Source organism: Streptomyces sp. NK08204, from assembly GCF_020400585.1.
Taxonomy (GTDB): domain Bacteria; phylum Actinomycetota; class Actinomycetes; order Streptomycetales; family Streptomycetaceae; genus Streptomyces.
This window is the reverse complement of the sequence record NZ_JAINVF010000005.1, coordinates 15,990-42,364: the sequence shown is the minus strand read 5'-3', so window position 1 is coordinate 42,364 and position 26,375 is coordinate 15,990. Positions and strand designations below refer to the sequence as shown.

Below are 26,375 nucleotides of genomic sequence, written 5' to 3'. Positions count from 1 at the left end.
CGCCCGTGTAAAAGCTCTCCTCCCGAGTGTAGCCATTGGAACGCCCATGAGCGCTATCAGCATCGGCCAGGCCGTCGTCCTAGGAGTCGTCGAGGGGGTGACCGAGTTCCTCCCCGTGTCCTCCACCGGCCACCTCAAGATCGCCGAAGGGCTCATGGACATTCCGGTCGACGACGAGTCCGTCGTCGGGTTCACCGCCGTCATCCAGGTCGGTGCGATCGCCGCCGTGCTGGTCTACTTCTTCAAGGACATCAAGCGGATCGTCTCCGCCTGGTTCCGCGGCCTGACCGACCGCGAGGAGCGCTACCACCACGACTACAAGTTCGCCTGGTGGGTCATCTGGGCCACCCTCCCGATCGTCGCCGTGGGGCTGGCCGCCAAGCCGCTGATCGAGGGTCCGCTCGCCTCCTTGTGGGTGGTCGCCGCCTCGCTGATCGTCGGCTCGGCCGTGATGTGGTGCGCCGACCAGATGGGCCGGCACAAGCGCGGCGAGGACGACACGACCTTCAAGGACGCGATGCTGGTCGGCTGCTCGCAGATCCTCGCACTGCTCTTCCCCGGCTTCTCCCGCTCCGGCGCGACCATGTCGACCGCGCTCGTCCTCGACCTCGACCGGGTCGCCGCCACCCGCCTGTCCTTCTTCCTCGGCATCCCGGCCCTGACCGGCGCCGGCATCTACGAGCTGAAGGACGCCGTGGGCGCCGGGGTCGGCGCGGCGCCGCTCGCCGTCGGCACGGCGGTCTCCTTCGTCGTCGCATACGCCTCCATCGCCTGGCTGCTGAAGTTCGTCGCCCGGCACTCCTTCAACGCCTTCGTGATCTACCGCATCGTCATCGGGGCGGGACTGCTCGGCCTGCTGGCGACGGGGGTGCTCAACGCCTGAGCCGGCGGTGAGCGCCGGTGTGCCAGGATTTCGCATGGCGGGATTCCCTTCGCGTGCCGGGATCCGCAGGCCGGGATCCGCGTGCCGGTACCGCGTGCCGGGATCCTCTGGCCGGGATTCGCGTGCGGGCATGCGCAGAGCGGGATCCGCATCAGGAGGAGCGGCGATGACGAACCGGGCACCCGCGGCGCCGGCGGCACCCGCGGCGCCGGAGCGGCGGATGTGGCCGCTGTACGCGGCCGGGTTCACCACGGCCTTCGGCGCGCACAGCATCGCCGCGAACCTCGGCGCCCACTCCGCGGGCGCCGTCACCTCGGTGCTGGTGCTGGGCGGCCTGCTCGCCCTGTACGACGGCGCCGAGGTGCTGCTCAAGCCGGTGTTCGGCACCCTCGCCGACAGGGTCGGCGCCCGGCCCGTGCTGCTCGGCGGCCTGCTCGCCTTCGCCGCCGCGTCCGCGGTGTACGCCGTCGCCGGCAGCCCCGGCTGGCTGTGGGCCGCCCGGCTCGGCCAGGGCGCGGCGGCCTCCGCGTTCTCCCCGTCCGCGTCCGCGCTGGTGGCCCGGCTCAATCCGGCCGCGAAACACGGCAGGGCGTTCGGCGGCTACGGTTTCTGCAAGTCCCTCGGCTACACCCTCGGCCCCCTGCTCGGCGGGGTCCTGGTGTGGGCCGGGGGACTGCGGCTGCTGTTCGCGGTGGCGGCGGTGCTCGGCGCGGCGGTCGCCGGGTGGGCGGCGCTGTCCGTGCCCGTCGTACCGCCGCTGCCCAAGGAACGGCAGACGGTCCTCGACCTCGCCCGGCGCCTGGCCGACCCGGCCTTCCTCACCCCGACCGCCGCGCTGGCCGCGGCGACCGCCGCCCTGTCGGTCGGCGTGGGCTTCCTGCCCGTCTCCGGCCGGGCGGCCGGGCTCGGCACGGTGACCACCGGCGCCGCGGTGTCCGTGCTCGCCGCCTGCGCCGCCGTCGTCCAGCCGCGGGCCGGGCGCGCGCTCGACGAGAGGCGCCTGACCGCCCGTACCGGCCTGGCCGCCGGGCTGGCGCTCACCGCCGCCGGCCTCGCCTGCGCCACGCTGCCGGGCCTGACCGGCATCCTCGCCTGCGCCACCCTGACCGGCACGGGCGCGGGCCTGATCACCCCGCTCGGCTTCGCCGCCCTGGCCGCCGTCACCCCCGCCGAACGCCTCGGCCAGACCATGGGCGCCGCCGAACTCGGCCGCGAAGTCGGCGACGCGGGCGGCCCGTTGCTGGTGGCCACGGTGGCCTCCGCCGCCACGCTCGACTACGGCTTCGGGGCGCTCGGGGTGGTCGTCGGCGTGGGGGCGGTGGTCGCGGCGTGCCGCCGCCCGGTCGCGCGCGGGTGTGAACCGCAGGGCCGGGGCCGGCCCGAAAACCCCGAGGGCTGACCGAACTCACGTACAACGTTTACCTGTTGCCGCAGGTCTCCTGATAGCGCCACCTGGCGCCCGGGATCCGCCCCGACCGTGGGAGACACCTTGCGCAAGCGCACCAGCCTGCTGACCGCCGTGCTGCTCGCCTCCGGCCTGACGCCGCTGGCGGTGGCCGCGCCGGCGACCGCGGCCACCGCGAAGTACGCGGACGACTTCAACGGCGACGGCTACCGAGACCTCGCCCTCGGCGACCGCACCGCCACCGTGGCCGGTCAGAAGCAGGCCGGTGCCGTCGTGGTCGTCTGGGGCACGGCCCACGGCCCCGATCCCGCCAAGCGCTCGCTGATCACGCAGAACACCCCGTACATCGCGGGCGCCGCGGAGACGAACGACTTCTTCGGCACGAAGGTCACCGCGGCGGACATGAACAACGACGGCTACGGCGACCTCGTCGTCACCGCCCCCGGCGAGGACGCCGGCGCCTACCGCGGCACCTTCACCGTCCTGTGGGGCTCCAGTTCCGGCCTGACCAGCGGGACCGCCTTCGGAAGCCCGGGCTGCAAGGACTGCGGCTTCGCCCAGGACGTCGCGGTGGGCGACTTCACGGCGGACGGCAAGCAGGACGTCGTCGCGATCACGGGCGACTACGTCTACCTCGTACGCGGACCGTTCACCAAGTCCGGCTCGCACGGCACCGCCACCAACCTCGACCCCATCGACGGCGAGGACATCAAGCCGGACCTCGTGGTCTCCGGCAAGGTCACCAAGGACGGCACCGCCGACTTCGCCGTGCTCGGCTACGACTCCAACACCTCCACCAACCGCGCCTGGTTCTACCGCGGCGCCGCGGGCGGCCCCGCCCTGCCGCCGCGGAAGATCGGTCTGCTCGGCAACTCCGGCCTGATGAACGCGAGCGCCACGGTCGCTGACTTCGACAAGGACGGCTACGGCGACCTCGCCGTCGGCATGGGCGCCGCGGGCAAGGGCGGTGCCGTCCGTGTCTTCAAGGGCACCGCCCAGGGTCCCAGCACCACCGGCACCACGTTCACGCAGGCCACCACGGACGTCCCCGGCGCGCCCGAGTCCGGCGACCGCTTCGGGAACGACCTGTCGGCCGCCGACACCAACGGCGACGGCTACCCCGACCTCGCGGTGGGCATCCCCTGCGAGATGATCGGCGACAGCCTCTTCCGTGCCGGCGCGGTCACCGTCCTGCGCGGCGGCACCGGCGGCCTCACCGGCCGCGGCTCCCGCCTGTACGACGTGGGCACGCCGGGCGTCGAGGGCGACCCGGCCGAGGAGGACGACGCCTGGTTCGGCGCCTCCGTCCTGCTGCGTGACTTCAACCGCGACGGCCGGGCCGAACTGGTCGCCGCCGCCACCGAGGCCGGCCGCCTCCACATCCTGCCGGGCACGTCGTCGGGCCCCACCGGCACCGGATCCAGCCTGCTCACCACGCAGTCCCTGGGCCTGGGCGATCGCTCGTACTTCGGTGCGGCACTGCCGGACTGACCCCCTGCGCCGCCGCCCCTCCCTCACCCCTCCCCGGCCTCCCTCCCAGAACGTCGACTGGAGACACGCACGTGAAGCACCCCCTGCGCGGCAGCACCGCGCTCGCCGCCCTGCTCGTCGCGAGCCTGACCCCGGTGGTCCTGTCCCCCACCCCCGCCTCGGCCGCCCCTTCCGGGCTCCAGGGCGACTTCAACGGTGACGGCTACCGGGACGTGGCGGTCGCCGCCCCCGCCGCCACGGTGAACGGCAGGTCGTGGGCCGGACAGGTGGCCGTCGTCTACGGCACCGCGAACGGACCGGACCCGGCCAGGCACCAGTTGATCAGCCAGGACACCGCCGGTGTCCCCGGCGACGCGGAGGCGTACGACCGGTTCGGCGCCCCCCTCGCCGCCGCCGACCTCAACCGCGACGGCTACAGCGACCTCGTCGTCGGTACCCCGCACGAGAAGGTGGGCAGCGCCGACGACGCCGGTATGGTCGTCATCCTGTGGGGTTCGGGCAGCGGCCTGTCCGGCGGTACGACCGTGAAGAACCCGCAGCCCCTGTACGGCAGTTACTTCGGCCTGAGCATCGCGGCGGCGGACTTCACCGGCGACGGGAAGCCCGACCTGGCGATCTCCGGGCAGAGCGACACCGAGAACCCGTCCGCGTGGCGGGTCCGGCTGATCCGGGGCCCGTTCTCCAAGTCGGGCTCGACGGGCCCCGTCTCCTCGTACTCCCCGGGCCTGGACAAGCCGGTCCTCACCGCCGGCCGGGTCAGCGGCGACACCAAGGCCGACCTGGTCGTCACCGGCCTGCAGCCGGGCGGCGACCACCTCGCCACAGCCGTCTACTACAAGGGCACCTCCGACGGCATCAGCAAGGCGGCGACCCTGCGCACCGCCGAGACGGCCGCGATCGGCGACCTGAACAAGGACGGCTACGGCGACATCGTCCTCGGCAACCCCGAGGAACCGGACAACGAGCCCTCCGCCTCCACCGGCGGCAAGATCCACATCATCTACGGCACCTCGTCCGGCCCGAGCACCACCCGCCGGGTATCGCTCAGCCAGAGCAGCGCGGGCGTCCCGGACTCCTCCGAGTACGGCGACGATTTCGGCGCGGCGCTGGCGATCGGGGACTTCGACAAGGACGGCTACCGCGACCTCGCGGTCGGCGCGCCGGGCGAGAGCTTCGGCGACGACTCCGACTACCGCGCCTCCGCCGGGGCGATCACCCTGCTCCGTGGCTCGGCCTCCGGCCTCACCACGACCGGCCCGGTGTTCCTCACCCAGGACAGCCCCGGCGTGCCCGGCACCCAGGAGGCGGGCGACGGTTTCGGTGACGCCCTGCTCGCCTCCGACGTGAACCACGACGGCCACGCCGACCTCACGGCCGTCGCCTCCCAGGAGAACGACCCCGAGGGCGCGGCCTGGTTCCTGCCCGGCGCCTCGTCCACGCTCTACTCCACGACGGCGTCGACGAGCTTCGGCCCGACGAAGCTGGGTCTGCCCGCCGGCAAGTACACCGAGTTCGGAGCCGACCTGGCGGGCTAGGGGCTGGGGCCTCGCGCCTACGCCTCGGCCGTCGGCAGGGTCACCTCGAAGCGGCAGCCGCCGGGGACGTTGCGCACGCTCGCCCGGCCGTGGTGCGCCTCCACGATCCCCCGGACGATCGCGAGGCCCAGGCCCGCCCCCGCCGGCGGCGTCCGCGCGTCCGTGCCGCGCCAGCCGGTGTCGAAGACGCGGGGCAGGTCCGCCTCGGGGATGCCGCCGCAGCCGTCGCTGACGGAGAGCACGACCCCCTCGGGCGCGCGCTCGGCGGCGACGGCGACCGTGCCGTCCGCAGGGGTCCGGCGGATGGCGTTGACCAGCAGATTGGCCAGGACCCGGCTCATCTCCTTGCCGTCGACCTCGACCGGCACCGGCTCCACCCGGTCGCCGACCAGTCGTACGCCGTGCTCGCGGGCGAGCGGTCCGACCCCGGCGAGGGCGTCGCCGACCAGGTCGTACACGGAGATCCGGGCCGGGCTCAGGGGCAGGGTGCCGGCGTGGATGCGGGAGAGTTCGAAGAGGTCCCCGACCATGCCGTCGAGGCGTTCCACCTCGGTGCGGATCTGCTTGAAGTAGCGGTCCGGGTCGGTGGCCACGCCGTCCTCCAGCGCCTCCGACATGGCGCGCAGCCCGGCGAGCGGGGTGCGCAGGTCGTGCGAGATCCACGCGACCAGCTCCCGCCGTGAGGTCTCCAGCGCCCGCTCCCGCTCGCGGGACGCGGCGAGCCGGGCACTGGTCGCCGCCAACTCCCTGCTGAGCGCGTCCAGTTCCGCGGTGCCCGGGGCGGCGGGCGCGGCGAAGGCACCTCCGTCACCGAAGTGCCGGGCGGCATCGGTGAGTTCGCGGCTGCGGGCGACGACCCAGCGGCCCAGCAGCAGCGCGGTGACCAGCGAGACGACGGCCGCCATGGCGACGACGGTCGTGACGACACGGAGGTCGTGCGAGGAGAGGAACATCGCCTGCGCCACGGCCATGGTCCCGGCGAGCATCGCGACCACCGTGACGGCGGCCACCACGGCGAGCGAGACGGTGAGCGAACGGCGGCGGATCAACCGCAGCACGCCCGCGCCGACCAGTCCCGTGGCGGCGGCACCGAGGAAGGCGTACAGGGCGATGAGCAGCGTGTCACGCACGGCCGTCCCGTCCTTCCTCGCCGGCGGGATCGAAGCGGTAGCCGACGCCCCACACCGTCTGGATGAGGCGGGGCCGGGCGGGGTCGTCCTCGACCTTGCCGCGCAGGCGGCGGACATGGACGGTGACGGTCGACAGATCACCGAAGTCCCAGCCCCACACCTTCCGCATCAGTTCCTCCCGCCCGAACGCCCGCCCCGGGTGCCGCAGGAAGAAGGCGAGCAGGTCGAACTCACGGATCGTCAGGGCAAGGCCGGCGCCGTTCTTGGTGGCGCGGCGGGCGGCCGGGTCGACGGTCAGACCGGCCGCGCCGAGCGGGCCGCGCGGGAGGGCGGGCCGGGTGCGGCGCAGCACCGACTCCACGCGCAGCACCAGCTCCCGCGGGCTGAACGGCTTGGTGACGTAGTCGTCGGCACCGACCTCCAGGCCGAGGATGCGGTCGTCCTCGTCGCCGCGCGCGGTGAGCATGATGACCGGCACCGGCCCGCCGTCCCGCAACCGCCGGCACACCTCCAGGCCGTCCATGCCGGGCAGCATCAGATCCAGCACCACCAGGTCCGGCCGGTGCGCGGCGGCCCGCGCGAGGGCCTCGGGACCGTCGGCGGCACGGGTGACGGCGTATCCGGCACGGTCCAGGTAGCCGGCGACGACCTCGGCCACGGTCGGGTCGTCGTCCACGACGAGGATCCGGCCCGGGGGAGGCGGCCCGGCGTCCGGTGATGCGTACGGCTGCTGCATGTCCTCCACCCTGTCACCGCGCCGTCGCCGGGGCCCGGTGACGGCTTCGACGTCCGCGTTTCGTAAGGAACCGAAGTCCGCTTTGTCATGGTTCGTATCCGTAGGGTGAAGCCGTGACCACCTCCCCCGCGCACCCCGACGTGGACGTCGTCCTGCCCTGCCTCGACGAGGCCGCGGCCCTGCCGTGGGTGCTGGCGCGCATCCCGGCGGGCTGGCGTGCCCTCGTGGTGGACAACGGCTCCACCGACGGCTCCGCGGACATCGCCCGCGCGCTCGGCGCCACCGTCGTCCGCGAGGAGCGGCGCGGCTTCGGCGCCGCGTGCCACGCCGGGCTGACGGCGGCCACCGCCGACGTGGTGTGCTTCTGCGACTGCGACGCCTCCCTCGACCCCGGCCGGCTGCTCCCGTTCGTCGAGGAGATCCGCTCCGGCACGGCCGACCTGGTGCTCGGCCGGCGCCGCCCGCAGGGCCGGGGCGCCTGGCCCGCACACGCCCGCGCCGGCAACCTCGCCCTCGCCCTGCTGCTGCGCCGCCGCACCGGGCTGCGCCTGCACGACCTCGGCCCCCTGCGTGCCGCCCGCCGCGAACCCCTGCTCGCGCTCGGCCTCACCGACCGGCGCAGCGGCTACCCCCTGCAGATGGTGGTCCGCGCGTCCGACGCGGGCTGGCGCATCACCGAACACGAGGTGCCCTACCGCCCCCGCACGGGCACCTCGAAGGTCACGGGCACCTGGCGCGGCACCTGGCAGGCGGTCCGGGACATGAGCCGGGTCCTGAACGAGGCACCCTCTTCCCCGGCCGCGGGCGGTCGTGACAGCTCCCTGGCCGCCGGCGGCCCCACCCCACCCCCGGAGATTCGTTGACCACCCTGCTCGTCATCGCCAAGGAACCCCGCCCCGGCCGGGTCAAGACCCGGCTCTGCCCGCCCTTCTCCCCTGCCCAGGCCGCCGCACTGGCCGAAGCCGCGCTCACCGACACCCTGCGCACGGTGGCCGCCACCCCCGCCGACCGCCGGGTCCTCGTCCTCGACGGCACCCCCGGTCCCTGGCTGCCACCCGGCTTCGACGTCGTGGCGCAGTGCACCGGCGCCCTGGACGCCCGCCTCGCCGACGCCTTCGCCCACTGCACCGGCCCGGCGCTGCTCATCGGCATGGACACCCCGCAGGTCACCCCGGAGCTGCTGGACGTGGACTTCACCGGCTGCGACGCGTACTTCGGCCCCGCCGAGGACGGCGGTTTCTGGGCGCTGGGCCTGGCCCGGCCCGAGCCCGCGCTGCTGCGGGGCGTGCCGATGTCGACGCCGCGGACCGGTGCGGTCCAGCGGGCGCGACTGAGCGCCGCGGGGCTCCGGGTGCGCGACCTGCCCCGCCTGCGGGACGTCGACACCGCGGCGGACGCCCGAGCGGTGGCCGCCCTCGCCCCGCACGGCACCTTCGCCGCCCGGCTCGCGGACTGCCGCGCGGCACTGCCGGAGACCCCGTGACCACGGCTCCCGCCGACACCGCGCCCTGGGCCGCCGCCGACCCCTACTCCGCCGCCCTGCGCACCGGCCGGGGCCCGCTGTTCCTGCGCCGCGACGACGGCCGGCTGCTGCCGCTGGAGGTGGAGCGGTGGTGTGCGGGGGCGGACAAGGCCGACCGGGCGGTGCTGGACCGGTGCGAGGGTGCCGTGCTCGACGTCGGCTGCGGACCGGGCCGCCTGGTGGCGGAACTCGCCGCCCGGGGCCGTACCGTCCTCGGTGTCGACGTCAGCGAGGCCGCCGTGTCCCGCACCATCGGCAGCGGCGGTCAGGCGCTGCGCCGCTCGGTCTTCGAACCGCTGCCCGGCGAGGGCCGTTGGGGCACGGTCCTGCTCATGGACGGCAACATCGGCATCGGCGGCGACCCGGCGGCACTGCTGCACCGGATGGGTCAGCTTCTGCGCCCCGGCGGCCTGCTGATCGCGGAGACGGCACAGGCGGACGTCGACGAACGCATACGCGTCCAGGTCGTCACCCCGGGCCGGGAAGCCGTCGGTGCCCCGTTTGCGTGGGCGCGGACCGGCACCCCGGCCCTGCTGCGGCTGGCCCGGGGCGCCGGCTGGCGGACCGCCGCTCAGTGGGCGGCCGGCGACCGCCGTTTCGTCGCCCTGCGCCCCCGCAGCACGAGCAGCAGGGCCGAGCCGCCGAACAGCACGGCGGTGATCAGCAGCCAGCGGCCGAGGAAGACGTCGGCGGAGACACCGGTGGCCGAACGGTAACGCCGGTCCACCAGGTCGAGGATCAGCGGGAACCAGACCAGCAGCAACAGCCCCGACAGTACGGCGGGGACCCGCACGTACGGCGTCCAGGCCCGCCGCCCGGCCGCCCGGAGCCCCCGCGCCACCGCCCGGTCCGCCGTCCCGTACAGCGGCACCAGCACCAGATCGTGCAGCAGCGCGGCTCCCACGAACCACACCGCCACCGCGAACCAGTCACCGGCCAGCAGCCGCACCCCCGCATAACCGGCGAGCGCGAACGAACAGGCGAGCAGCAGAAGGTGCAGCGGCCTGCCGACGGGAGGCAGCCGGCGTCGCAGCACGGGCCGTCGCAGCCCAGGTCGTCGCATCACAGGTCTCCGAAGGTCAGCCGGGTCACCCACTTGGTGTTGAGCACCCCGGGCGCGGCGGGGACGATGACGCGCGCCGGGTAGCCGTGGTCGGGGCTCAGTTCCTCGCCGTTGACGTACAGGGCGAGCAGCGAGCGCGGGTCGGCGACCTGGTTGGCGCGCAGCGCCGCGCGGCGGAAGGCGCCGTGGCGTTGCAGGGACTCCACGAGCACGTCCGGCGGGTCGCCGTCGTACCCGGCGAGCACCGCGAGGTCGCGCAGCCGTACCCCGCGCCACCACTGGTCGGCGGTCGACCAGCCCTCCACGCAGGCGATCGGCAACGACGAGCTGTGCAGCGGTAGCCGCAGCAGCTGGGCGCGGCTGAGGCGGACGGTCCTTCCGGCCCGTCCGGTGACGACGAGCCGCCAGGCGTCCTCATGGGTGTCGGCGGTGGTGACCCCGGCGTAGGCGGCCGTCTTGTTGATCTGGAAGCCGTTCGGGCCGCCGCCCGGATCCGGGCCGCCGTGCGGTGCGAGCAGGGCCGTGCGGCGGAAGGGGCCGCCCAGGCTCTGCCCGACGGTCGTCACGAACAGCAGCAGCGAGCCGCCGCCGACGAGCCACAGGGCGCCCCGGCGGGACACGGTGGGCGGGTCGGGGCGCGCGGGGACGAGGCCTGTCGCCTCCTGCGGCCCCAGCCGCCGGCGAAGGGCGCGCAGCGCCACCGGGACCTTCAACACCGCATGCGCCACGAACGCGGCGAAGAACACCCACGCCCCGTAGAAGTGCAGGGGGTAGAAGGAGCCGGGGAACACGTAGTCCAGCTGGACGTTGAGCACCCCGGTGGTGAACTCGAACAGCCCGCCGCCGACGAGGAGCAGCAGCGAGAGCCGTTCCAGCGCGTGCGCGAGGGAGCGGGCGGGCGGCAGCTCGAACAGCTTCGGCACCACCGACCACAGCTTGGCCAGCAGCACGGGGACCAGGGTGACGCCGAGGGTGACGTGCAGGCCCTGCGTGAAGCGGTACAGCCACACCGGGTCCGTCGGCCAGGAAAAGAGGTAGAAGCCGAGGACACCCTTGTCCGGCGTCGTGTCGTTCACCGGGGAGAGCCCCGGGTTGTAGGCGGCGTACGACACCAGGCCCGTCACGAACAGCGCGGTGATGCCGGTGAGCAGGACGAGACCGAGCACCGAGGTGAGCCAGGGGCCGCGCAGCGGGCTGCGCCAGAAGCCGGGGGAGGTGGGCAGCCGGGGATCGTCTCGCATGCCCCGACCGTAGGCCGCGAATCCCCATGAAAAGGTGCGGAAGTGATGACGAAACGCTGACGTACACCCGCTGGTGGCGGCCTCCGCACGCCCGGCCCCCTACGTTGCGGCTGTGACCCTCTCCCGCACCCGGTCCGAGCGCCGTTCCGACCCCCGTTGCCTGCGCCGTGACCTGTACGCCGCCGGGGCCGCCGCCCTGCTGGTGACGGCCGCCGTGCTGGTCGGACGGCACATCCAGTTCACCTACGGCACCCTCTTCGTACGCTGGCCGCCCCTGCTGGCCGACTGGGACCCCCATGCGGGTCCGGGCACCCCCGGGGCCGTACTCCTGGCCGCCGCCACCGTCGCCTACGGCCCCACGCTGGCCGCCCGCCTCTCCTGGCGCCCCCTGCTGGCGACGGCCTGGGCGGCGACCACGGCCTGGATCCTCTCCCTGGCCCTGGTGGACGGCTGGCACCGGGGCATCGCATCCCGCCTCACCGGCCACAACGAGTACCTCAGAGTCATCGACCGCTTCCACGACATCCCCGGCACCCTGCGCGACTTCACCCATCACATCGTCGCCGGCACCCCGGACCCGTGGCCCGCCCACGTCGCCGGACACCCGCCGGCGGCCACCCTGACCTTCGTCCTCCTCGACCGGACCGGGCTGCGCGGCGGCGGCTGGGCGGGGCTGTGGTGCGTGCTGGCCGGCGCGACGGCGTCGGTGGCGGTCCTGGTCACCGTGCGCGCCCTGGCCGACGAATCCCTGGCCCGCCGTGCGGCCCCCTTCCTGGTCCTGGCACCGGCGGCGGTGTGGCTGGGCGCGTCCGCGGACGCGTACTTCGCGGCGGTGGCGGCCTGGTCGGTGGCCCTGCTGGCCCTGGCGGTGACCGGCCGTTCCCCCGCCCTGGCGGCAGCCTCGGGCCTCCTTCTGGGCCTGAGCTGCTACCTCTCCTACGGCCTCACGCTCATCGCCCTGCCCTGCGCGGCGGTGCTGCTCCTCGCCGGGCCCACGGTGCTCGCCCGCCCCGCCCTCCTCCCGGCCCTCCTGGCGGGCTCCGCCGTCGTCCCGCTGGCCTTCACGCTCGCCGGCTTCGACTGGTGGACGGCGTACCGGCTGCTGATCACCCGCTACTACCAGGGCGTCGGCGGCACCCGCCCCTACGGCTACTGGGTATGGGCCAACCTCGCCTGCACGGTGCTGATCACCGGCCCGGCGACGGCGGCGGGCCTGCGCCGCACCGCCACAGCCCTCACCCACCGCACCACCTCGACCTCCACGCGCCCGACCTCCACGCGCCCGACTTCCACGCGCCCGACTTCCACGCGCCTGGTCTCCGCCCGCCCGGCCCCCACGCGCCTGGCCCTGCTTCTCGCCGCCGTCTTCCTCGCCCTCCTCGTCGCCGACCTGTCCGGCATGAGCAAGGCCGAGACGGAACGCATCTGGCTCCCGTTCGCGGTATGGCTCCTCGCCGCCTGCGCCTTCCTCCCCCGCCCACGCCCCTGGCTGACCGCCCAGGCGGTGCTCGCGCTCCTCCTCAACCACCTGCTGCTGACGGGCTGGTGACCGGCGTCGTCCACAGCCTGTGGACACGCGGGCGGTCCCGGGTCTCCAGCTCGGCACCGGGCTCGACCTGGGTGCGGGGACGGGGATCTTCGTGCGGGGTGGCGGGACGAAGGCGCGGTGCGGGCGGACGCGGACGCCTGCTGCGATGTCGCTGCCAGGTGGTTCGGGGCCGCACGCGCCTGGGGGCGTCCGGGCCGGTGCCGCAGGTCGTAGGGCGCGGCGGGCACGGTGTCCGGCGGGGCCACAGCGCCCCGGGCGCGGACGGTGGCCACGCGTCGTCGCCCACACCCGGGTGCGACAGTGCCCGGCGGGCGGCGCCGGGGATCGGGCTGCCCGGCCGACGGCCGGGCGCGGCGAGGCTCACGGACGGGGGAGGGTCGCCGGGGGTGGACGCCAGGCACGCCCGGCCCCGCCCCGCACGCGGGCGCGACGGCCGGGTGGCCGTCGGGTCTGTACCGCCATCGGCGGCGCCCCCGCTCCCGGATCACACCCCGCAGCGAACGCCCCGGACGCCAGTCCGTCCGATCCCCCCGGCGGCAGGGCCCGCACCGGATCCGCAGACCTCCGCTACTCCTCGTCCGTGGTCCGCACCGGACGCGTCAGCCCCGGCTCCGGCAGCTCGCCCAGCCGACCGCGCACGAACAGGACGTCCCCGATGAACAGGTCGTACACCAGAACCCCGATGACCCCGCCGGTGATCGGCCCGACGATCGGGATCCACCAGTAGCCGCTGTACACCCCCGACAGGCTCCCCGGGAACGCCAGGCTCTTCCAGCCGGCCAGCCACGTGAACAGCCGCGGTCCGAAGTCACGGGCCGGGTTGATGGCGTAGCCCGCGTTGGCGCCGTACGACATGCCGATCGCGGCGACTGCGAAGCCCACCAGCAGCGGTCCGAGGTTCGCCTTCACGGCCTGGTTGCGCAGGTCCACGATGGCGACGACGAACATCACCAGGAAGGCCGTACCGACGATCTGGTCGATCAGCGGCCCCCAGACGCCGCCGTGGAAGTAGGCCGCCGGGAACGTCGCGAAGACGGAGAAGGTGGCGTTGGTGTGTCCGTTCACCTTCGGCCCCGGAACGGCACCGTCGTAGGCGTTGATCGCGTCGCGGTAGACCAGGTAGACCAGCGCCGCGCCCGCGAACGCGCCCAGCACCTGCGAGAAGATGTACGGCAGCACCCTCGCCCAGGAGAACCCGCGGCGCACCGCCATCGCGACCGTCACCGCCGGGTTGATGTGGGCGCCGCTGACGCCGCCGGCGACGTACACGCCGAAGACGACGGCCATGGCCCAGCCCCAGGTGATCAGCAGCCAGTCACCCGCCGCGAGGAAGATCGTCGTGGGGGTGGCGGCACGACCCGAGCCGGGCAGCGCGGTGACCGCCATCGCGACCACGCCGCAGCCGAAGGAGATGAGGACGAACGTCCCGAGGAACTCCGCCATGCACTCGCCCAGCAGGCCGCCTCTGGCCCGCAGTCGTGAGGGCCTGATCAGCGGGGGGATTTCGACAGCCACGGAGGCCCCCTTGAAGAGAGCAATACGGCCAACATCACCATATTGACCTACGAAATCACTCCATGCAGGACAACTCGGGTGGACGGCAGCCTGATCGGACTGGGGCCGGACCCGACCGCGCGGGTCAGCTGTCCAGGTCGTCGGCGTAGTGCCGGAACCCGTGCCGGTCCCGGTGCATGCCCCACAGCAGCTCCGCGAGCACGGCCGGATCCTTGCGGACGTGCCCGGCCGTGATGACCCCCGGAATCACCAGCTGGGCCACGTGGATGCCCTCGCCGGCCAGCCGGTCGTGCAGCAGGTGCCCGTACGCGGTCTCCGCGGCGAACGCGATCGACGTCCCCGCCCGCTCCGGATGCGGTACGGCGGCGCTCCCGCCGTTGACGAACAGGATGGTCCCGCGCCCGAGCGCCCGCATGCCGGGCAGTACCTGCTGTACGGCGGCGACCGGCCCGTACACCGAGAACTCGATCGGCCCGAGCAGGTCCCGGTACCGGGTCTCCAGCACCGGCCGCATGAAGTCCCGGTGCGGCACGGGGCTGTACTGGAGCACCTCGATGGTGCCCAGCTCCTCACCCGCCGCCGCCAGCGCCCTGACCAGGTCCTCCGGCTTGCGCACATCGGCGGCAAAGCCCCGCGCGGTCACGCCCTCGGCGGCGAGGTCCCCGACCAGCGCCGCGAGCCGCTCCTCGTCCCGGGCGACCAGGGCCACGGCGAACCCCTCCCGCCCGAACCGACGAGCGACGGCGGCACCGAGCCCCGGCCCGGCACCGACGATGGCCATGCACGTCATGCCAGCCATCCTTACCGCGCCCGCCGTTCGGTGCATCCCCGCACTTCCGAAATGCGCCGTCCGTGCCCTGCGCCTGCCTCTGCGCGGGCCCGCCGGATGCGCTCCCCCGTGCACGGCGGCCCCGGCCCGTACGGCGAACGCCGCAGCCGGCGCCGGCCGGTCCGCGGAGCCGGTGCGAAGCAGGGGAAGGGCGTACCGGGTGCCGTGCCATGACAGCGTCGGAGTCGGGCCGGTACTGCCGGGCACCTGCGTGACGCACTCCCCTCAGCTGTTCACCTCGTGGGCGGTCTGCCGCGCAGCCGAGCGCGCCGGTGTGGCCGAGCGGGTGATCGGGGCCAGGCCGGCGATGGTCGCTGCCGCGACAACCAGAAGGCCGAGGGCAGTGGGCAGACCGACGAGCGTGGCCAGGCCGCCGATGACGGGGGAGACGAGCAGCCAGCCGAGATTCCCGGCGAAGCCGACATGTCCCATGGCCTGAGCCGCGTGGGGGAGCCCGGCTGCGACCGTGAACGCGCCGGGAAACACCGCGCTGATTCCCGCACCGGCGACCACGAGCGCCGCCAGCGTGACGCCGGGCTGCCCCAGCAGCAGTGCCCCGGCCAGCGCGGCGGAGCAGCACAGAGCGCCTACCCGGATGAGGCGGGCCCAGCCGATGCGGTCGACCATCCAGTCGTTGAACAGCCGGGCGAGGACCGACCCGGCCGAGAAGGCCGCGTATCCGGCCGCGGCGGTAGCGGCGTCCGCGCCCACGTGCCGCAGATACACGCCGCTCCAGGAGGCCGGGGCGTCCTCCACCCATGCGGCGAGGAAGGTCATCAGCGTGAGCAGCAGAACGATCACCCGCCGGTCCGCTCCCCGCCCGGCCGCCCCTCCTCCGCCCATGGCGCAGGAGCGCCCGTCCGCGGGCTGCACCCCGGCTCCCGTCCCGGTTCCCGCCCCGGCTCCCGCCCCCGTCGTCCTGGTCCGTTCTGCCTGCCCAGTGCGGTCGGTCCGCTGCACATGCTGCACATGCTGCACATGCTGCGCGGGCTGCCGCTGCGACCCGAGCCCGTAGGCCGCTGCCGCCGACACGACGGCGAGGACGGTGGCCATGAGCACGAACTGGGTCGTCAGCGCCAGACCGAGGGCCGCCGCAGCCACTCCTGCCAGCCCGCCGACGACGGCACCGATGCTGCGGACGGCGTGCATCGAGTTGAGCACCGCCCGTCCGTACCGCCGCTGCACGACGACCGCCGAAGCGTTCATGGCCACCGACGTGCACCCGTCGGCCGCTCCGAGAAACACCAGCAGGCCCATCAGGATCCACGCCGAGCGTGCCGCGGGGATGAGGCCCAGCGGCACGCTCAGAGCCACAGGCGCCATCGCGCTCACTGCACGGCTGCCGAGCCGCCGCACCAGCAGCCCGCCCGCCTGGCTGCCGACCAGCGCGCCGATTCCCGGACCGGCCAGTACCAGGCCCAGAAGCCCGTCGGACAGCCGGAGCTCGGCCTGCACGGCGGGAACCCTGGAGGCCCAGGAGGCGAAAACCGCGCCGTGGACGAAGAAGACCGCCGTCACCGCCGCCCGCGCCCGGCGGGCGGCTGCGGCTGCTGGGTCTGCGGTCATGCGGCGGCCCTCCGTGTACGGCTGCTGGGAAAACCGCTCGGCTCTGGCACAACGACGCGGACCGGGAGACGTTCCGTGTCGGCGACCACCCGCCCGCTGCCTGGTCCGTCCCCATCACTTGGGCTCACGTGCCGTCGGGGCGTAACGCGGAAGCACCCTCAACGCGTGTAAGAGATGACGTTCGACCCCGAAAGGACAACACGGTGAGGGAAGCTCCCGCGGACTACCTGGAGTTCGCAGTCGCCCGCAGCGGGCCGCTGTTCCGGACGGCCTGCCTGCTCACCGGCGACTGGCACCTCGCCGAGGACCTGGTCCAGGAAACTCTCGCCAAGATGTACCGCTCCTGGCGGCGGATCAGCCGTGCGGGCTCCCCGGTGGCCTATGCCGACACGGTGCTGGTGCGCACCTACATCTCCCAGCGCAGGCGCCGCAGTTCCACCGAGCGCCCCAGCGACCGGCTGCCCGACGCGGCAGGGCCGGCCCCGGACGCGGAGCTACGGATGGCCTTGCTCGACGGGCTGGCCCAGCTGACGGCCAAGGACCGTGCGGTGCTGGTGCTCCGCTACTGGGAGGACCGCTCGGTGGAGGAGACCTCTCAGGTCCTCAAGCTGTCGCCGGGAGCCGTCCGAGCCCGGAGCATGCGCGCTCTGCAACGGCTGCGCGCCCAGCTCGGCGCCGAGCTGGCCGACCTGACCGCCTGACGCGCACGAGCCGACGACGCGCGGTGCCGCGTCGACGTCCCAGTACGTCCCGGAACCCAGAAGAACGGAAAACCCACCATGTCCCTCGACAAGGACTTCGAAACCCGGGTGGCTCGCGCCATGAGCCGTGCCACCAGTGAGTTCCCGCCGCACGCGGCCGACCTGGTGCAGCGGTCCGTGGCCCGGGGCCGCCGGATGCGGCTGTTCGCCGCCACCCGCACCGTCGTCATGGCCGTCGCGGTGGTCACCGCGGGCGGCACTCTGATGGCCACGGGCGCCTTCGGCAGCCACGGTGCCGATGCCCAGCAGCAGTTGCGGGTCGGCGCCCCGGCACGTTCCACCGAGCAGCAGCCTGCCCGGCCGTCCTCCTCGGTCAGCGGTGAGGAGATGGTCAGCACGCTCAAGAGCCTGCTGCCGGCCGGCGGCACCGTCTCCGCGGCCTCGGGCAGGGCGTCCCAGGCCGGCCCTCCCGTCGTGTGGCCGTCGGCCAAACTCACCTACTCCACCGCGAAGGGATCCTCCAGCATCGACATCACCCTCTCACGGCTGGATTCCGGCATCCCCGCGGACCAGCAAGGCGAGGGCGGCTGCCTGCCGGTGGAGGTACGCCCCTACGACACGTGCACCACCGGGAAGCTCCCCGGGGGCGCGGTGCTCAACACCACCAGGTCCTTCACCTACCCCAGCAGCGATACCGGGCAGAAGCGCTGGTACGTGGTGCTCACCACCGCTGACCGGGTTCAGCTGACGGTTGAGGAGTTCGGCGGTGGCGACGAGAAGGGATCGTCCAGCGGAACCGATCCGCTGCTGTCCATCGCCCAGTTGACCTCGATCGTGCGCAGCCCGGCGTGGAACAAGGCGATCACCGCGTTGCCGGCCCAGGAGGGAGCCCCGTCCACGGCCCCGTCCACCACCAGCAAGCACGTACCCGGCGCACGTATGAACCGGGTGCTGACCTCACACCTGCCCCGGACCGGCACCGTCTCCGACCTGAACGCCGGTGACGGGATGGTCCAGCTGGTCTACGACGACGGCCACGGGAAGAACATGGTCGAGGCCGACGCGCAGTACGACATGACAGCCTTCCTGGCCGAGCACATGGGCTGCGCCGGTGTCTCCGGTCACTGCGAGGCCACGACACTGGCCGACGGCACGCAGGTCAAGAAGGTCCAGGGCCCTTCGGAGAAGGGCGGTGCGGCTCAGGTGTGGCTGGTCGACGTCCTGTATCCGGACGGCCGCCGGGTGGCGGCCCGGGAGGTCAACTCGTATGCCGAGAGCGGCCCAGTGACGCGCCCCCGGCCGGCACTGAGCATGGCCCAGCTGCTGAGCATCGCGCTCGACAAGAAGTTCTTCACGAACTGAGGACTGCCAGGGCCGCCGTCATCTCACCGAAGGGGCGCCGGTGCGGCCGTGTGCCGGCCGGCCGCCGGCGCGGTCGACCGGACTCTGGCCCGATCGACTGGGGCGCGGCGGACGGGCGTGGCGGTTGATCGTCTCCGGGTGGGGATCGCCGCATGCTGTACCCGGAGCGGGTGAGCCCGGGAGGTTCCATGGACTGGTTGGTCACGCTGATCGGCGCGGCGGTGGTACTGATCATCCTGCGGGATGTCTTCCACACCCTGTGGCACCCCACCCGGCACGGGGGCCTGAGCAGGGTCGTCATGTCGCTGTTGTGGCGGCTGTCCACCCGGGGCCGCAAGAGCAGCAGGACCGCCGGGCTGGCCGGGCCTGTCGGCATGGTGACGGTGGTGGCCACGTGGGCCTGCGCCGTCGCCGTGGGCTGGGCCCTGGTGTACTGGCCGCACATGCCGGAAGCGTTCTCCTTCTCCGGCACGCTGGTGCCGTCCGAGCACTCGGGGCCGGTGGACGCCCTGTACCTCTCCCTGGTGACCGTCGCCACGCTCGGCCTCGGCGACATCGCGCCCTCCGCCGACTGGGTGCGCATCGTCGCACCGCTGGAGGCGCTGGTCGGCTTCGCGTTGTTGACCGCCACCGTCTCCTGGATCCTCGGCATCTATCCAGCCCTGGCCCGGCGACGGGCGCTTGCCCTGCGGATCTCCCAGCTGCGCCGTGCCGAACCGGCGGCTGGGCAACCGGACTCCGACGCGGGTGCCGCCGTCCTCGCTCAGCTCGCTGCCGACATCGCACGTACCTGCGTGGACTTCCTCCAATACCCCGAGTCCTACTACTTCCACGACGGCCCCGGCGACATCTCGCTGGCCTTCACGCTCGCCTACGCCGCCGACCTCGCCGAGCGAACAGGGCGAAGGAAGCGCCCGGACGCCCGGAACGCCGCGGCCGTGCTCACCACCGCCCTCGACGACCTTGCCGTCGTGCTCGACCAGCGCTTCCTGCATACCGGAGGCACGCGGCAGCAGGTCCTGGCCGCCTACGCCCGCGACCACGGCAGTCCCTGAGCGAGCCGGGCGACGCGAGAAGCCGTCGTCGAGGGTGCGGCGAAGTACGGGGATGAGGTGGCCGGTCTCCGGCTCGGCAGGGTGCCGGCTGCCGCCGTCCCGCGGCCGGACAGCATGGCGTGGGGCCCCGAAGAGGACCGCCGAAGAGGAGCACCGCAGAGGCGTCAATCCCCTGGTGGGCGCGCATACTTCACCATGAGGAAAGTCGCGTGGCGGTCCTAGGGGGGAGCGGCAAGGTGAGCGGTGGGGGCCAGGGGCTGGGCAAGGTCGAGGTGCGGCTCCGGTGGGATCCGAGCCCGTACGGGGAGCCGCCTCGGCACCTCGACATCATCGCGGCGACGTACCCGGCGGACGATCCCCATGGGCGGCCGGCGTATGTCGTTCACTACGACAGCCGGTCGCCGGACGGCACCATCAACATGAGCCGGCACAGCGAGACCGGTATGGGCTTCGGGTTCGTCGAGGTGATGGTGCTGGAGTTCGAGCGGCTGTCGTCCGCCTTCGGGCGGGTCGTGGTCGGGGTGGCCATCCACCAGGACGGTGGGCCACGGACGTTCGGAGACATCTCCAACGGCGGGGTGGTCGTCGTCCACGGGTACCAGCAGCTGCTCGCGCACGACTTCTCCAGGGTCGCCGATGCCACGGCCGCGACGGTGGTCGAGTTCACCAGAGACTCCGCGGGAAGCTGGGAGATGCACGAGATGATCCGGGGCTTCGACAGTGACCCAGTGCTCTTCACCGCGGAGATGGGCAACCCGCAGCCTTGACCGCTCCGCGACTCTTCCGATCGGCGGAGGCTTTCCTTACCGTCCGGACAACACCACGGAAAGGCGCTGGTGCTCGTAAGGGGGTGTCGGCCCATGGCGATGGCGTCGGGACGGTGCGGCGGGTTCCGCGCGAGGCTGTGGCGGTGGCGGCGCAGTCCGCTGCGGCGGGCCAGTGATCTCATCGAGGCGTGGCTGCTGCTGGTCGCGTGGATCGTGGGCGTGCTCGGTGGCGCGACCGCGGGCGTCATGGCCGCGGTGGTCGCCGAACGGGGCTTCGAAGAGGACCGCTCCGGCCGCCACCAGGTCGTGGCGGTCCTCCTGGAGCGCGCCGAGGACACGGCGCCCACGCACGCGGACGTGGGCAACCACGCCGGCGCGACGGTCCGGTGGACGACGGCCGACGGCCGGATGCGCACGGGGCGGGTCGCGGTGCCTGCGCACAGCCGTGCGGGGACCCGCGTGCCCGTCTGGACCAGTTCCGGAGGCGACCTGGTCACCCCGCCTTCGGACCGGTCCGACGCGACACTGAGGTCCTCCCTCGCGGGCACGGCTGCGGCCACGGCCGCGGGATGCGCCGTCTGGGGCTCCGCACGAGCCGCACGCGCCCTGCTGGACCGGCGTCGGATGAGGCAGTGGGCGCTGGAGTGGGAGCACGCCGACACCCGGCGCGGTGGCGCGACGGCTTGATCCGCCACCCCTGCCGAGCGCGGCCCCCGGCTCAGTCCGCCTCGGCCTGCGCCTCGACGTCCTCGATGCCGCTGGGGCGTCCGGCCCGGTTCCAGCGGACGTACAGACCGCCGGCGATGAGGAGCGTGGCCACCATCGACAGCACCGGCCAGCCGCGCAACAGGTTCACCGCGAGGGTGAACGCCACCGCGGCCGCGGCGATCGCGTTGATCCAGGCCAGTGCGGGCTTGCGTTCGGTGCGTGCGAAGCGGGTCATGGCGAGCAGGCCCACCAGGAAGCTGACGAAGACGGCGACGGCGTAGAAGAGGACGAGTTCCTGCTCCTGGCCGGCCGCCGCGACGATGATCAGGGCGGCTGCTGCCAGGTAGACCACCACGGACCAGTACGGGGTGTGGTGGTGGTTGGTCCGGCCGAGCACCGGCGGCAGCACGCCCGGCCGCTCGGGTGTGCCGGACAGGGCCTTCAGCAGTCCGGGTCCGGCCTGGAAGGAGGAGCTGGCGGCGGCGAGCAGCAGCAGCGAGCTGGTCAGCTGGAAGGCGCCGTACAGCCAGCCCGGTCCTGCGGCGGCGTGGGCGATGTCGGCGATCTGGGTGGAGTCGGCACCCGGGATGCCGATGTGCAGCCGGACGGCGAGTGCGGTCAGCGCGAGCGTGAGGCCGCCGACGATCACCACCAGCAGGGCCAGGGTGCCGCGGCCGAAGCGGCGGCGGTGGGTGTCGTCGAGCTGGCCGAGCTGGGCGATCGCGGTCGACGGCGCCTCCACCCCGGTGGCCAGCGCCATGGCGACCGGGAAGGCCAGCACCACGGCGAGTATCGCCGGGTGTCCGGGGTCGTGCGGGGCCGCCGCGTGGCCCGTGGCGTGCGGTGCGGCGAAGCCGAGCACCAGGACCACCACGGAAACCGCCACGAACGCCACGGTCATGACGGCGAACAGCAGCCGTCCGCCGTGCCCGAACCAGGTCACCCCGGCCACCACGAGCAGCAGTACCAGGGCCAGCGGGATACGGAAGGCCGCCAGGCCCGGGAAGAGGGCGATCATCGCGCTCGACGCTGCCGCGATCGAAATGCCGATCGTGAGGACGAAGTCGACCACCAGCGCACCGATGGGCAGGAACGTCCACCGCGGCCCGAACGCCCGCGCCGCCGCCGCAGCCGCACCGCCCCCCTTGGGGAAGCGGCGCACAAGCTGCCAGTAGTTGGCGGTGACCACGGCGACCAGCCCGATCACCAGGATCATCGTGGGAAGCAGCAGTGCCAGGTCTCCGTGCAGAGCGCGCAGCGCCGCCTCGATCGCGTACGCCACGGAGGACACCGGGTCGGCGATCACCGCGAAAGCGAACGCGAAGAAGAGGACAGAACGGCGCGGTGTGCGTCCGCGCGGATCGGCAGCAGCTGCCGGAGTGACGGTGGTCCGGCTGGTGGCAGGCACGCGAAGACCTCTCGTGGGAAAGGGGAAGGGACTTCGCCGACCAGGCTTCCCGGCACACCGACGACAAAGATACGTCAAGGACCTGCAACCGGACCATCAGCAGCCCGTCAAGGACGCGTCAAAGTCGCGCCGAGTGCCTGCGTCCGGGGGGCCGTGTTCCAGGCCCTTGCTGTCGTCGTCGCCGCGGCCGGACCGGGCGGGATGTCCGGCTTCCGGGCGCCGCGGAGGCGTGCCATGGTGAGGTTGCTCCGGCAGGGCCCTCGGAGGCCGTGAAGACTGCGCGGTCGACCGGTGCCCCGGGCCTGCGAGTGACCACGTCCTGTGATGAGCGCTCGCACTCGGCGCCGACCTCGGCGGCAAAGTGACCGCGACCGGCGCCTCCGCCGACGTCGTCGTCCTCGGCATCGCCGAACGCAACCGGCAGCCCGTCTCCTCCTGGCGGTTCACCAGGTACGGGCTGATCGTGACGGCCGCGGCCGTCACGATCTCACTGGCCTACGTGTGGCTGCGCTGCTCCGCCTGTCCTGACCGTCCTGGGTCCGGACCGCAGGGCAGCGCGGGCTCACCCCTTGACGGCCGAGCTGGCGACTCCCTGCACGAACCAGCGCTGGAAGAAGGCGAAGACGATCAGGACGGGGAGGACCAGGAGGACGCCGAAGGCGAGGATCTGGCCCCAGTCGGGGGGCTGTTGGCCCTGGAAGACGCTCATCTCCAGAGGGAGGGGGCGGACGGAGGGGTCGGAGACCATGAGGACCGGCCAGAGGAACGAGCCCCACTGGGTGAGGAAGGTGAGGATCGCGACCGAGGCGAACGCGGGCTTCGACATCGGCACGATGATCGCGAAGAAGGTGCGCCAGGGGCCCGCGCCGTCCAGCCGGGCCGCCTCCTCGATGCTCGGCGGGATCGAGCGGAAGAACGTGTGGAACTGGTAGATGGAGAAGGCGTTGGCGATGAACGGGATCGCCTGGATGAAGATCGTGTTGCGCTGGTCGTTGAACATGTAGAAGAGCGGCACCGCCACCGACTCGAACGGCACCAGCATCAGCAGCAGGACCAGGGTGAACACCGCTTCCCTGCCCCGCCACTTCAGCCGTGACATGCCGTACGCGGCCATCGAGTTGACGAACAGACCGCCGGTCACGACCACGAACGCGACGAGCAGCGAGATGCCCATGAAGCGCCAGAAGTGACCGGTGCTGTCGGAGTCGAGGGCGTCGAGGACGTGCGCGTAGTTGTCGAAGGACAGGTGAGTGGGGAGGAAGCCGGCCAGGCCGTTCAGCACTTCGTCGGACGGCTTGAGGCTGCCCAGGAGCAGGTACAGCACGGGGAGTACGAAGATGAACGCCAGGACGCTGAGGACGGCGTAGTCGGTGAAGCGGCGCAGAGGTCCGCGGGTCGTGGCCATGGCTGGTGTCAGTCCTCGTTGTCGGGCCGGACGACGCGGCGCTGGATGAGGGTCAGGACGACGACGATCAGGAAGAAGACGACGGTGATCGCGGACGCCTGACCGATGTTGTTCTGGTCGAAGGCGGTGGTGACGGCCTGGTACATGACCGTGCGGGTGGCGTCCTCGTCGAGACCACCGCCGTGGACGAGGACGTAGACCTGGTCGAAGACCCGGAAGGACAGCACCGAGGTCAGCATGGCGACGAAGACGAGTGTGCCGCGGATGCCGGGCAGGGTGACGTGCCGGAACTGCTGCCAGGGTGTGGCGCGGTCGAGTTCGGCGGCCTCGTAGAGCTCGCCGGGGATCTGCTGGAGGCCGGCCAGCAGGATCACCATCTGGAAGCCGACGCCCTGCCAGACGGACAGCACGATGACCGAGGCCATCGCCGTTGCGGCGTCACCGAGCCAGTCGAAGGCGCCCCAGTGGCCGAAACTCACCGTGTGCAGTGCGGAGTTGAGCAGTCCCTGGTCGCTGCGGGCGAGGATGAGCCGCCAGATCACGGCGACCAGGGTCATGGGGAAGACGACCGGCATGAAGAAGAGGGACCGGAACAGGCCGATCCCCTTGAGCTTGCGGTTGAGGAGGATCGCGAGGGCCAGTGCCAGGCCCGTCTGGAGCGGTACGACAACCACGGCGAAGGTCAGGTTGTTGAGCAGGGCCCGCAGGAACGGGCCGGAGAGGTCCGGGTCGGTGAACAGTCTTCGGTACTGTTCCAGGCCGAAGAATCTGGGCGCGAGCGGGGATCCCAGGCGCACGTTGTAGAAGGAGAGGACGACGGCGTAGCCGAACGGGATGCCGACGAAGGCGACGAGGCCGGCGACGGCGGGTGTGGACATGAGCAGTCCGTGCAGCCAGTCGCGGTTCCTGGGCGGCCTGGCAGGCGTCGGCTTCACGGAGGTCACGGGCGGGCCTGCTTCGCTGCCGGACGGCGCTGCGTGCGCGGGTTCCACGGTCTTCACGGGGGGTCCTGTTCCCGGCCGGGGCGGGCGTGCCGTCGTACGCGTCCTGAGCCGCGTACGCACGTCCGCCCCCGCCGAAGCGTCCTGCTGGATTACTGGATCTTGTAGCCGTCGTTGTCGGAGAAGTCCTGGTCGATGGCGCGGGCGGCCTTCTCCAGGGCGCTCTTCGGATCGGCGCCGCCGTAGACGGAGTTGAGGGCGTCGCTGAACTTGGCGGTGACCGTGGGGTATCCGGCGGTGACCGGGCGGGTCACTGCGACACAGGACTTGGTGATGTCGCTGTCGCCGCAGGGCTTGGCGAGCTGGTCGGCGTAGCGCTGGAGCGGGCCGCCCTGCTTGTACAGCGCACTCTTGGCGAGCGCGGTCTTCGTCGCGGGCGGGGCGCCGTTCGCCGTCGTCATCGCGGTGACGTTTGTGTCGTTGAGGAGGTAGTCGAGGAAGGTGCCGGCGGCCTTGCCGTTCTTGGAGTCGGCGCCGATGCCCCAGGCCCAGGAACCCTGACCCGTCTTGGGGCCGTTGCCGAAGTCGGGCAGCGGCAGGACGACGAGGTCGCTGCCGAGGGCCTTGCTGTAGGCGGGGTACATCCAGTGGCCGACCCAGCTCAGCGCGACCCGGCCCTTGGCGAAGGCGTTGCCGTCGGTGTTGGGGTCGACGTACGTCTTCCACGACTGGAAGGTCTTCATCGCCGACACCACGGAAGGTGTGTCCAGCGCGCCCTCCGCCTTGCCGTTCTTCAGCAGCGAGCCGCCCGCCGACCAGACGATCGGCGCGAAGCCGTACGTACCCCACTCGTTGGCGAAGCCGCCGCTCTCCTGGAGGTCGAGGGTCTTGCCGTCGGAGTCCTTGGCCTTGAGCGCCTTGAGTGCGGCCGTGAACTCGGCGGCCGTCCAGTTGGCGGACAGGCTCGTCGGGTACTTCACCCCGGCCGCGTCCAGCAGCTTCTTGTTGCCGTAGACGCCCAGGCCCGAGTCGTACATTCCCAGGCCGTAGTGCTTGCCGCCGATCTCGCCCTGTGCCTTGCTCGCGGCGGTGGCGTTGGACATCGTCTTCGCGGAGACGTACGAGTCGATCGGCGCGAGCTTCTTGTTGTAGACGAAGTTCGCCATGGTCGGGCCGTCGAACTCCATCACGTCCGGCAGCTTGGAGGCGTCGGTGGCGGTGATGGTCTTGGTGTAGTCGTTGCCGGGGATCAGCTTCAGCTCGACCTTGATCTTGCTCTGTGAGGAGTTGAAGGACTTCACCGCGTTCTGCAGGGCGGTGTCCTCGCTCGTCTGGCCCTGGTGGGCCCAGACGCTGATGGTGCCCTTGCCGCTGCCGGCCGAGGCGGACGTGTCGCCGCTGCTGCCTCCACCGCACGCGGACAGGGCCGCGAGGGGCAGGGCGAGGGCCAGTCCCGTACAGGCTGTACGGGAGTACCTTCTGCTGGTCGAGCTCATGGTGGTGCCTCCGTGCGGTGCGAGGGGGTCGAGGTGCGCCGGTGCTTTCCGGCGTGGGGGAGCGGGG

22 protein-coding genes and 1 pseudogene are annotated in these 26,375 nt (G+C 72.7%); 13 read left to right on the top strand and 10 right to left on the bottom strand.

Annotated elements, in window-relative coordinates; genetic code table 11:
• Positions 1-46 precede the first annotated feature (46 nt).
• The 4 genes from K7G59_RS09855 to K7G59_RS09840 all read left to right on the top strand — a co-directional run bounded on the left by K7G59_RS09855 (position 47) and on the right by K7G59_RS09840 (position 5,314).
• On the top strand, positions 47-883 hold the full coding sequence (locus tag K7G59_RS09855) for an undecaprenyl-diphosphate phosphatase (RefSeq protein WP_225832379.1): 837 nt from the start codon (positions 47-49) through the stop codon (positions 881-883).
• A 220-nt stretch (positions 884-1,103) separates the two neighbouring features.
• Positions 1,104-2,282: an MFS transporter gene (locus K7G59_RS09850; protein ID WP_374114210.1), complete on the top strand. Its 1,179-nt coding sequence runs from the start codon at positions 1,104-1,106 to the stop codon at positions 2,280-2,282.
• 78 nt (positions 2,283-2,360) lie between these two features.
• Positions 2,361-3,779 (top strand): FG-GAP-like repeat-containing protein, encoded by a 1,419-nt coding sequence (locus K7G59_RS09845; protein WP_225832375.1) that lies wholly within the window; start codon positions 2,361-2,363, stop codon positions 3,777-3,779.
• 71 nt (positions 3,780-3,850) lie between these two features.
• Positions 3,851-5,314 (top strand): FG-GAP and VCBS repeat-containing protein, encoded by a 1,464-nt coding sequence (locus tag K7G59_RS09840; protein ID WP_225832373.1) that lies wholly within the window; start codon positions 3,851-3,853, stop codon positions 5,312-5,314.
• Positions 5,315-5,331: 17 nt separating this feature from the next.
• Here K7G59_RS09840 and K7G59_RS09835 read toward each other — a convergent pair whose 3' ends face one another.
• Positions 5,332-6,444, bottom strand: a complete 1,113-nt coding sequence (locus K7G59_RS09835; protein WP_225832371.1) for a sensor histidine kinase KdpD — start codon at positions 6,442-6,444, stop codon at positions 5,332-5,334.
• The gene (locus K7G59_RS09830) at positions 6,437-7,180 is read right to left on the bottom strand and encodes a response regulator transcription factor (RefSeq protein ID WP_225832368.1); all 744 of its coding nucleotides are present in this window, start codon (positions 7,178-7,180) and stop codon (positions 6,437-6,439) included. The genes K7G59_RS09835 and K7G59_RS09830 overlap by 8 nt, the downstream gene beginning before the upstream one ends.
• 113 nt (positions 7,181-7,293) lie before the next feature.
• On the opposite strand from K7G59_RS09830, the gene K7G59_RS09825 reads away from it, so the two are divergent.
• Genes K7G59_RS09825 through K7G59_RS09815 form a run of 3 tightly spaced genes read left to right on the top strand, consistent with a single transcriptional unit; the run spans position 7,294 to position 9,418 of the window.
• On the top strand, positions 7,294-8,043 hold the full coding sequence (locus K7G59_RS09825) for a glycosyltransferase family 2 protein (protein WP_225832366.1): 750 nt from the start codon (positions 7,294-7,296) through the stop codon (positions 8,041-8,043).
• A complete protein-coding gene (locus tag K7G59_RS09820) occupies positions 8,040-8,663 on the top strand; it encodes a DUF2064 domain-containing protein (protein ID WP_225832364.1) in 624 nt (207 codons plus the stop codon). Before K7G59_RS09825 ends, K7G59_RS09820 begins: the two co-directional genes overlap by 4 nt.
• Positions 8,660-9,418, top strand: a complete 759-nt coding sequence (locus K7G59_RS09815) for a methyltransferase domain-containing protein (protein WP_225832362.1) — start codon at positions 8,660-8,662, stop codon at positions 9,416-9,418. The genes K7G59_RS09820 and K7G59_RS09815 overlap by 4 nt, the downstream gene beginning before the upstream one ends.
• A 346-nt stretch (positions 9,419-9,764) precedes the next feature.
• Here K7G59_RS09815 and K7G59_RS09810 read toward each other — a convergent pair whose 3' ends face one another.
• Positions 9,765-11,006: a molybdopterin-dependent oxidoreductase gene (locus tag K7G59_RS09810; RefSeq protein WP_225832359.1), complete on the bottom strand. Its 1,242-nt coding sequence runs from the start codon at positions 11,004-11,006 to the stop codon at positions 9,765-9,767.
• 112 nt (positions 11,007-11,118) lie between these two features.
• Here K7G59_RS09810 and K7G59_RS09805 point away from each other — a divergent pair, with 112 nt between their 5' ends.
• Positions 11,119-12,555 (top strand): hypothetical protein, encoded by a 1,437-nt coding sequence (locus K7G59_RS09805; protein ID WP_225832357.1) that lies wholly within the window; start codon positions 11,119-11,121, stop codon positions 12,553-12,555.
• 609 nt (positions 12,556-13,164) lie between these two features.
• Here the strand turns inward: K7G59_RS09805 and K7G59_RS09800 are convergent.
• From K7G59_RS09800 to K7G59_RS09790, 3 genes and pseudogenes are all read right to left on the bottom strand, one after another.
• Positions 13,165-13,998: pseudogene (locus K7G59_RS09800) on the bottom strand (MIP/aquaporin family protein); the annotation flags it as partial.
• Between the two features lie 196 nt (positions 13,999-14,194).
• Positions 14,195-14,860, bottom strand: coding sequence for an SDR family NAD(P)-dependent oxidoreductase (locus K7G59_RS09795; protein ID WP_225832353.1), 666 nt, complete (start codon positions 14,858-14,860; stop codon positions 14,195-14,197).
• 264 nt (positions 14,861-15,124) lie between these two features.
• The gene (locus K7G59_RS09790; protein ID WP_225832351.1) at positions 15,125-16,465 is read right to left on the bottom strand and encodes an MFS transporter; all 1,341 of its coding nucleotides are present in this window, start codon (positions 16,463-16,465) and stop codon (positions 15,125-15,127) included.
• A gap of 203 nt (positions 16,466-16,668) precedes the next feature.
• Here K7G59_RS09790 and K7G59_RS09785 point away from each other — a divergent pair, with 203 nt between their 5' ends.
• The 5 genes from K7G59_RS09785 (at position 16,669) to K7G59_RS09765 (ending at position 21,037) form a co-directional block, all read left to right on the top strand.
• Positions 16,669-17,166 carry a SigE family RNA polymerase sigma factor gene (locus K7G59_RS09785; protein WP_225832349.1) on the top strand — a complete coding sequence of 166 codons (498 nt, stop codon included), beginning with the start codon at positions 16,669-16,671 and terminating at the stop codon, positions 17,164-17,166.
• Positions 17,167-17,244: 78 nt separating this feature from the next.
• Positions 17,245-18,528 (top strand): hypothetical protein, encoded by a 1,284-nt coding sequence (locus tag K7G59_RS09780; protein ID WP_225832347.1) that lies wholly within the window; start codon positions 17,245-17,247, stop codon positions 18,526-18,528.
• Positions 18,529-18,716: 188 nt separating this feature from the next.
• On the top strand, positions 18,717-19,583 hold the full coding sequence (locus tag K7G59_RS09775; protein WP_225832344.1) for a potassium channel family protein: 867 nt from the start codon (positions 18,717-18,719) through the stop codon (positions 19,581-19,583).
• A 236-nt stretch (positions 19,584-19,819) separates the two neighbouring features.
• Positions 19,820-20,350 (top strand): TerD family protein, encoded by a 531-nt coding sequence (locus K7G59_RS09770; RefSeq protein ID WP_225832342.1) that lies wholly within the window; start codon positions 19,820-19,822, stop codon positions 20,348-20,350.
• A 93-nt stretch (positions 20,351-20,443) separates the two neighbouring features.
• Entirely contained in the window at positions 20,444-21,037 is a 594-nt protein-coding gene (locus tag K7G59_RS09765; protein WP_225832339.1) for a hypothetical protein, read from the top strand.
• A 31-nt stretch (positions 21,038-21,068) separates the two neighbouring features.
• On the opposite strand, the gene K7G59_RS09760 is transcribed toward K7G59_RS09765, so the two are convergent.
• The 4 genes from K7G59_RS09760 to K7G59_RS09745 form a co-directional block, all read right to left on the bottom strand.
• Positions 21,069-22,466: an amino acid permease gene (locus tag K7G59_RS09760; protein WP_225832336.1), complete on the bottom strand. Its 1,398-nt coding sequence runs from the start codon at positions 22,464-22,466 to the stop codon at positions 21,069-21,071.
• A gap of 562 nt (positions 22,467-23,028) precedes the next feature.
• Positions 23,029-23,871, bottom strand: coding sequence for a carbohydrate ABC transporter permease (locus K7G59_RS09755; protein WP_225832333.1), 843 nt, complete (start codon positions 23,869-23,871; stop codon positions 23,029-23,031).
• Positions 23,872-23,879: 8 nt separating this feature from the next.
• A complete protein-coding gene (locus K7G59_RS09750; protein WP_308295009.1) occupies positions 23,880-24,872 on the bottom strand; it encodes a sugar ABC transporter permease in 993 nt (330 codons plus the stop codon).
• A gap of 92 nt (positions 24,873-24,964) precedes the next feature.
• A complete protein-coding gene (locus K7G59_RS09745; protein ID WP_225832328.1) occupies positions 24,965-26,308 on the bottom strand; it encodes a sugar ABC transporter substrate-binding protein in 1,344 nt (447 codons plus the stop codon).
• Between the last annotated feature and the right edge of the window lie 67 nt (positions 26,309-26,375).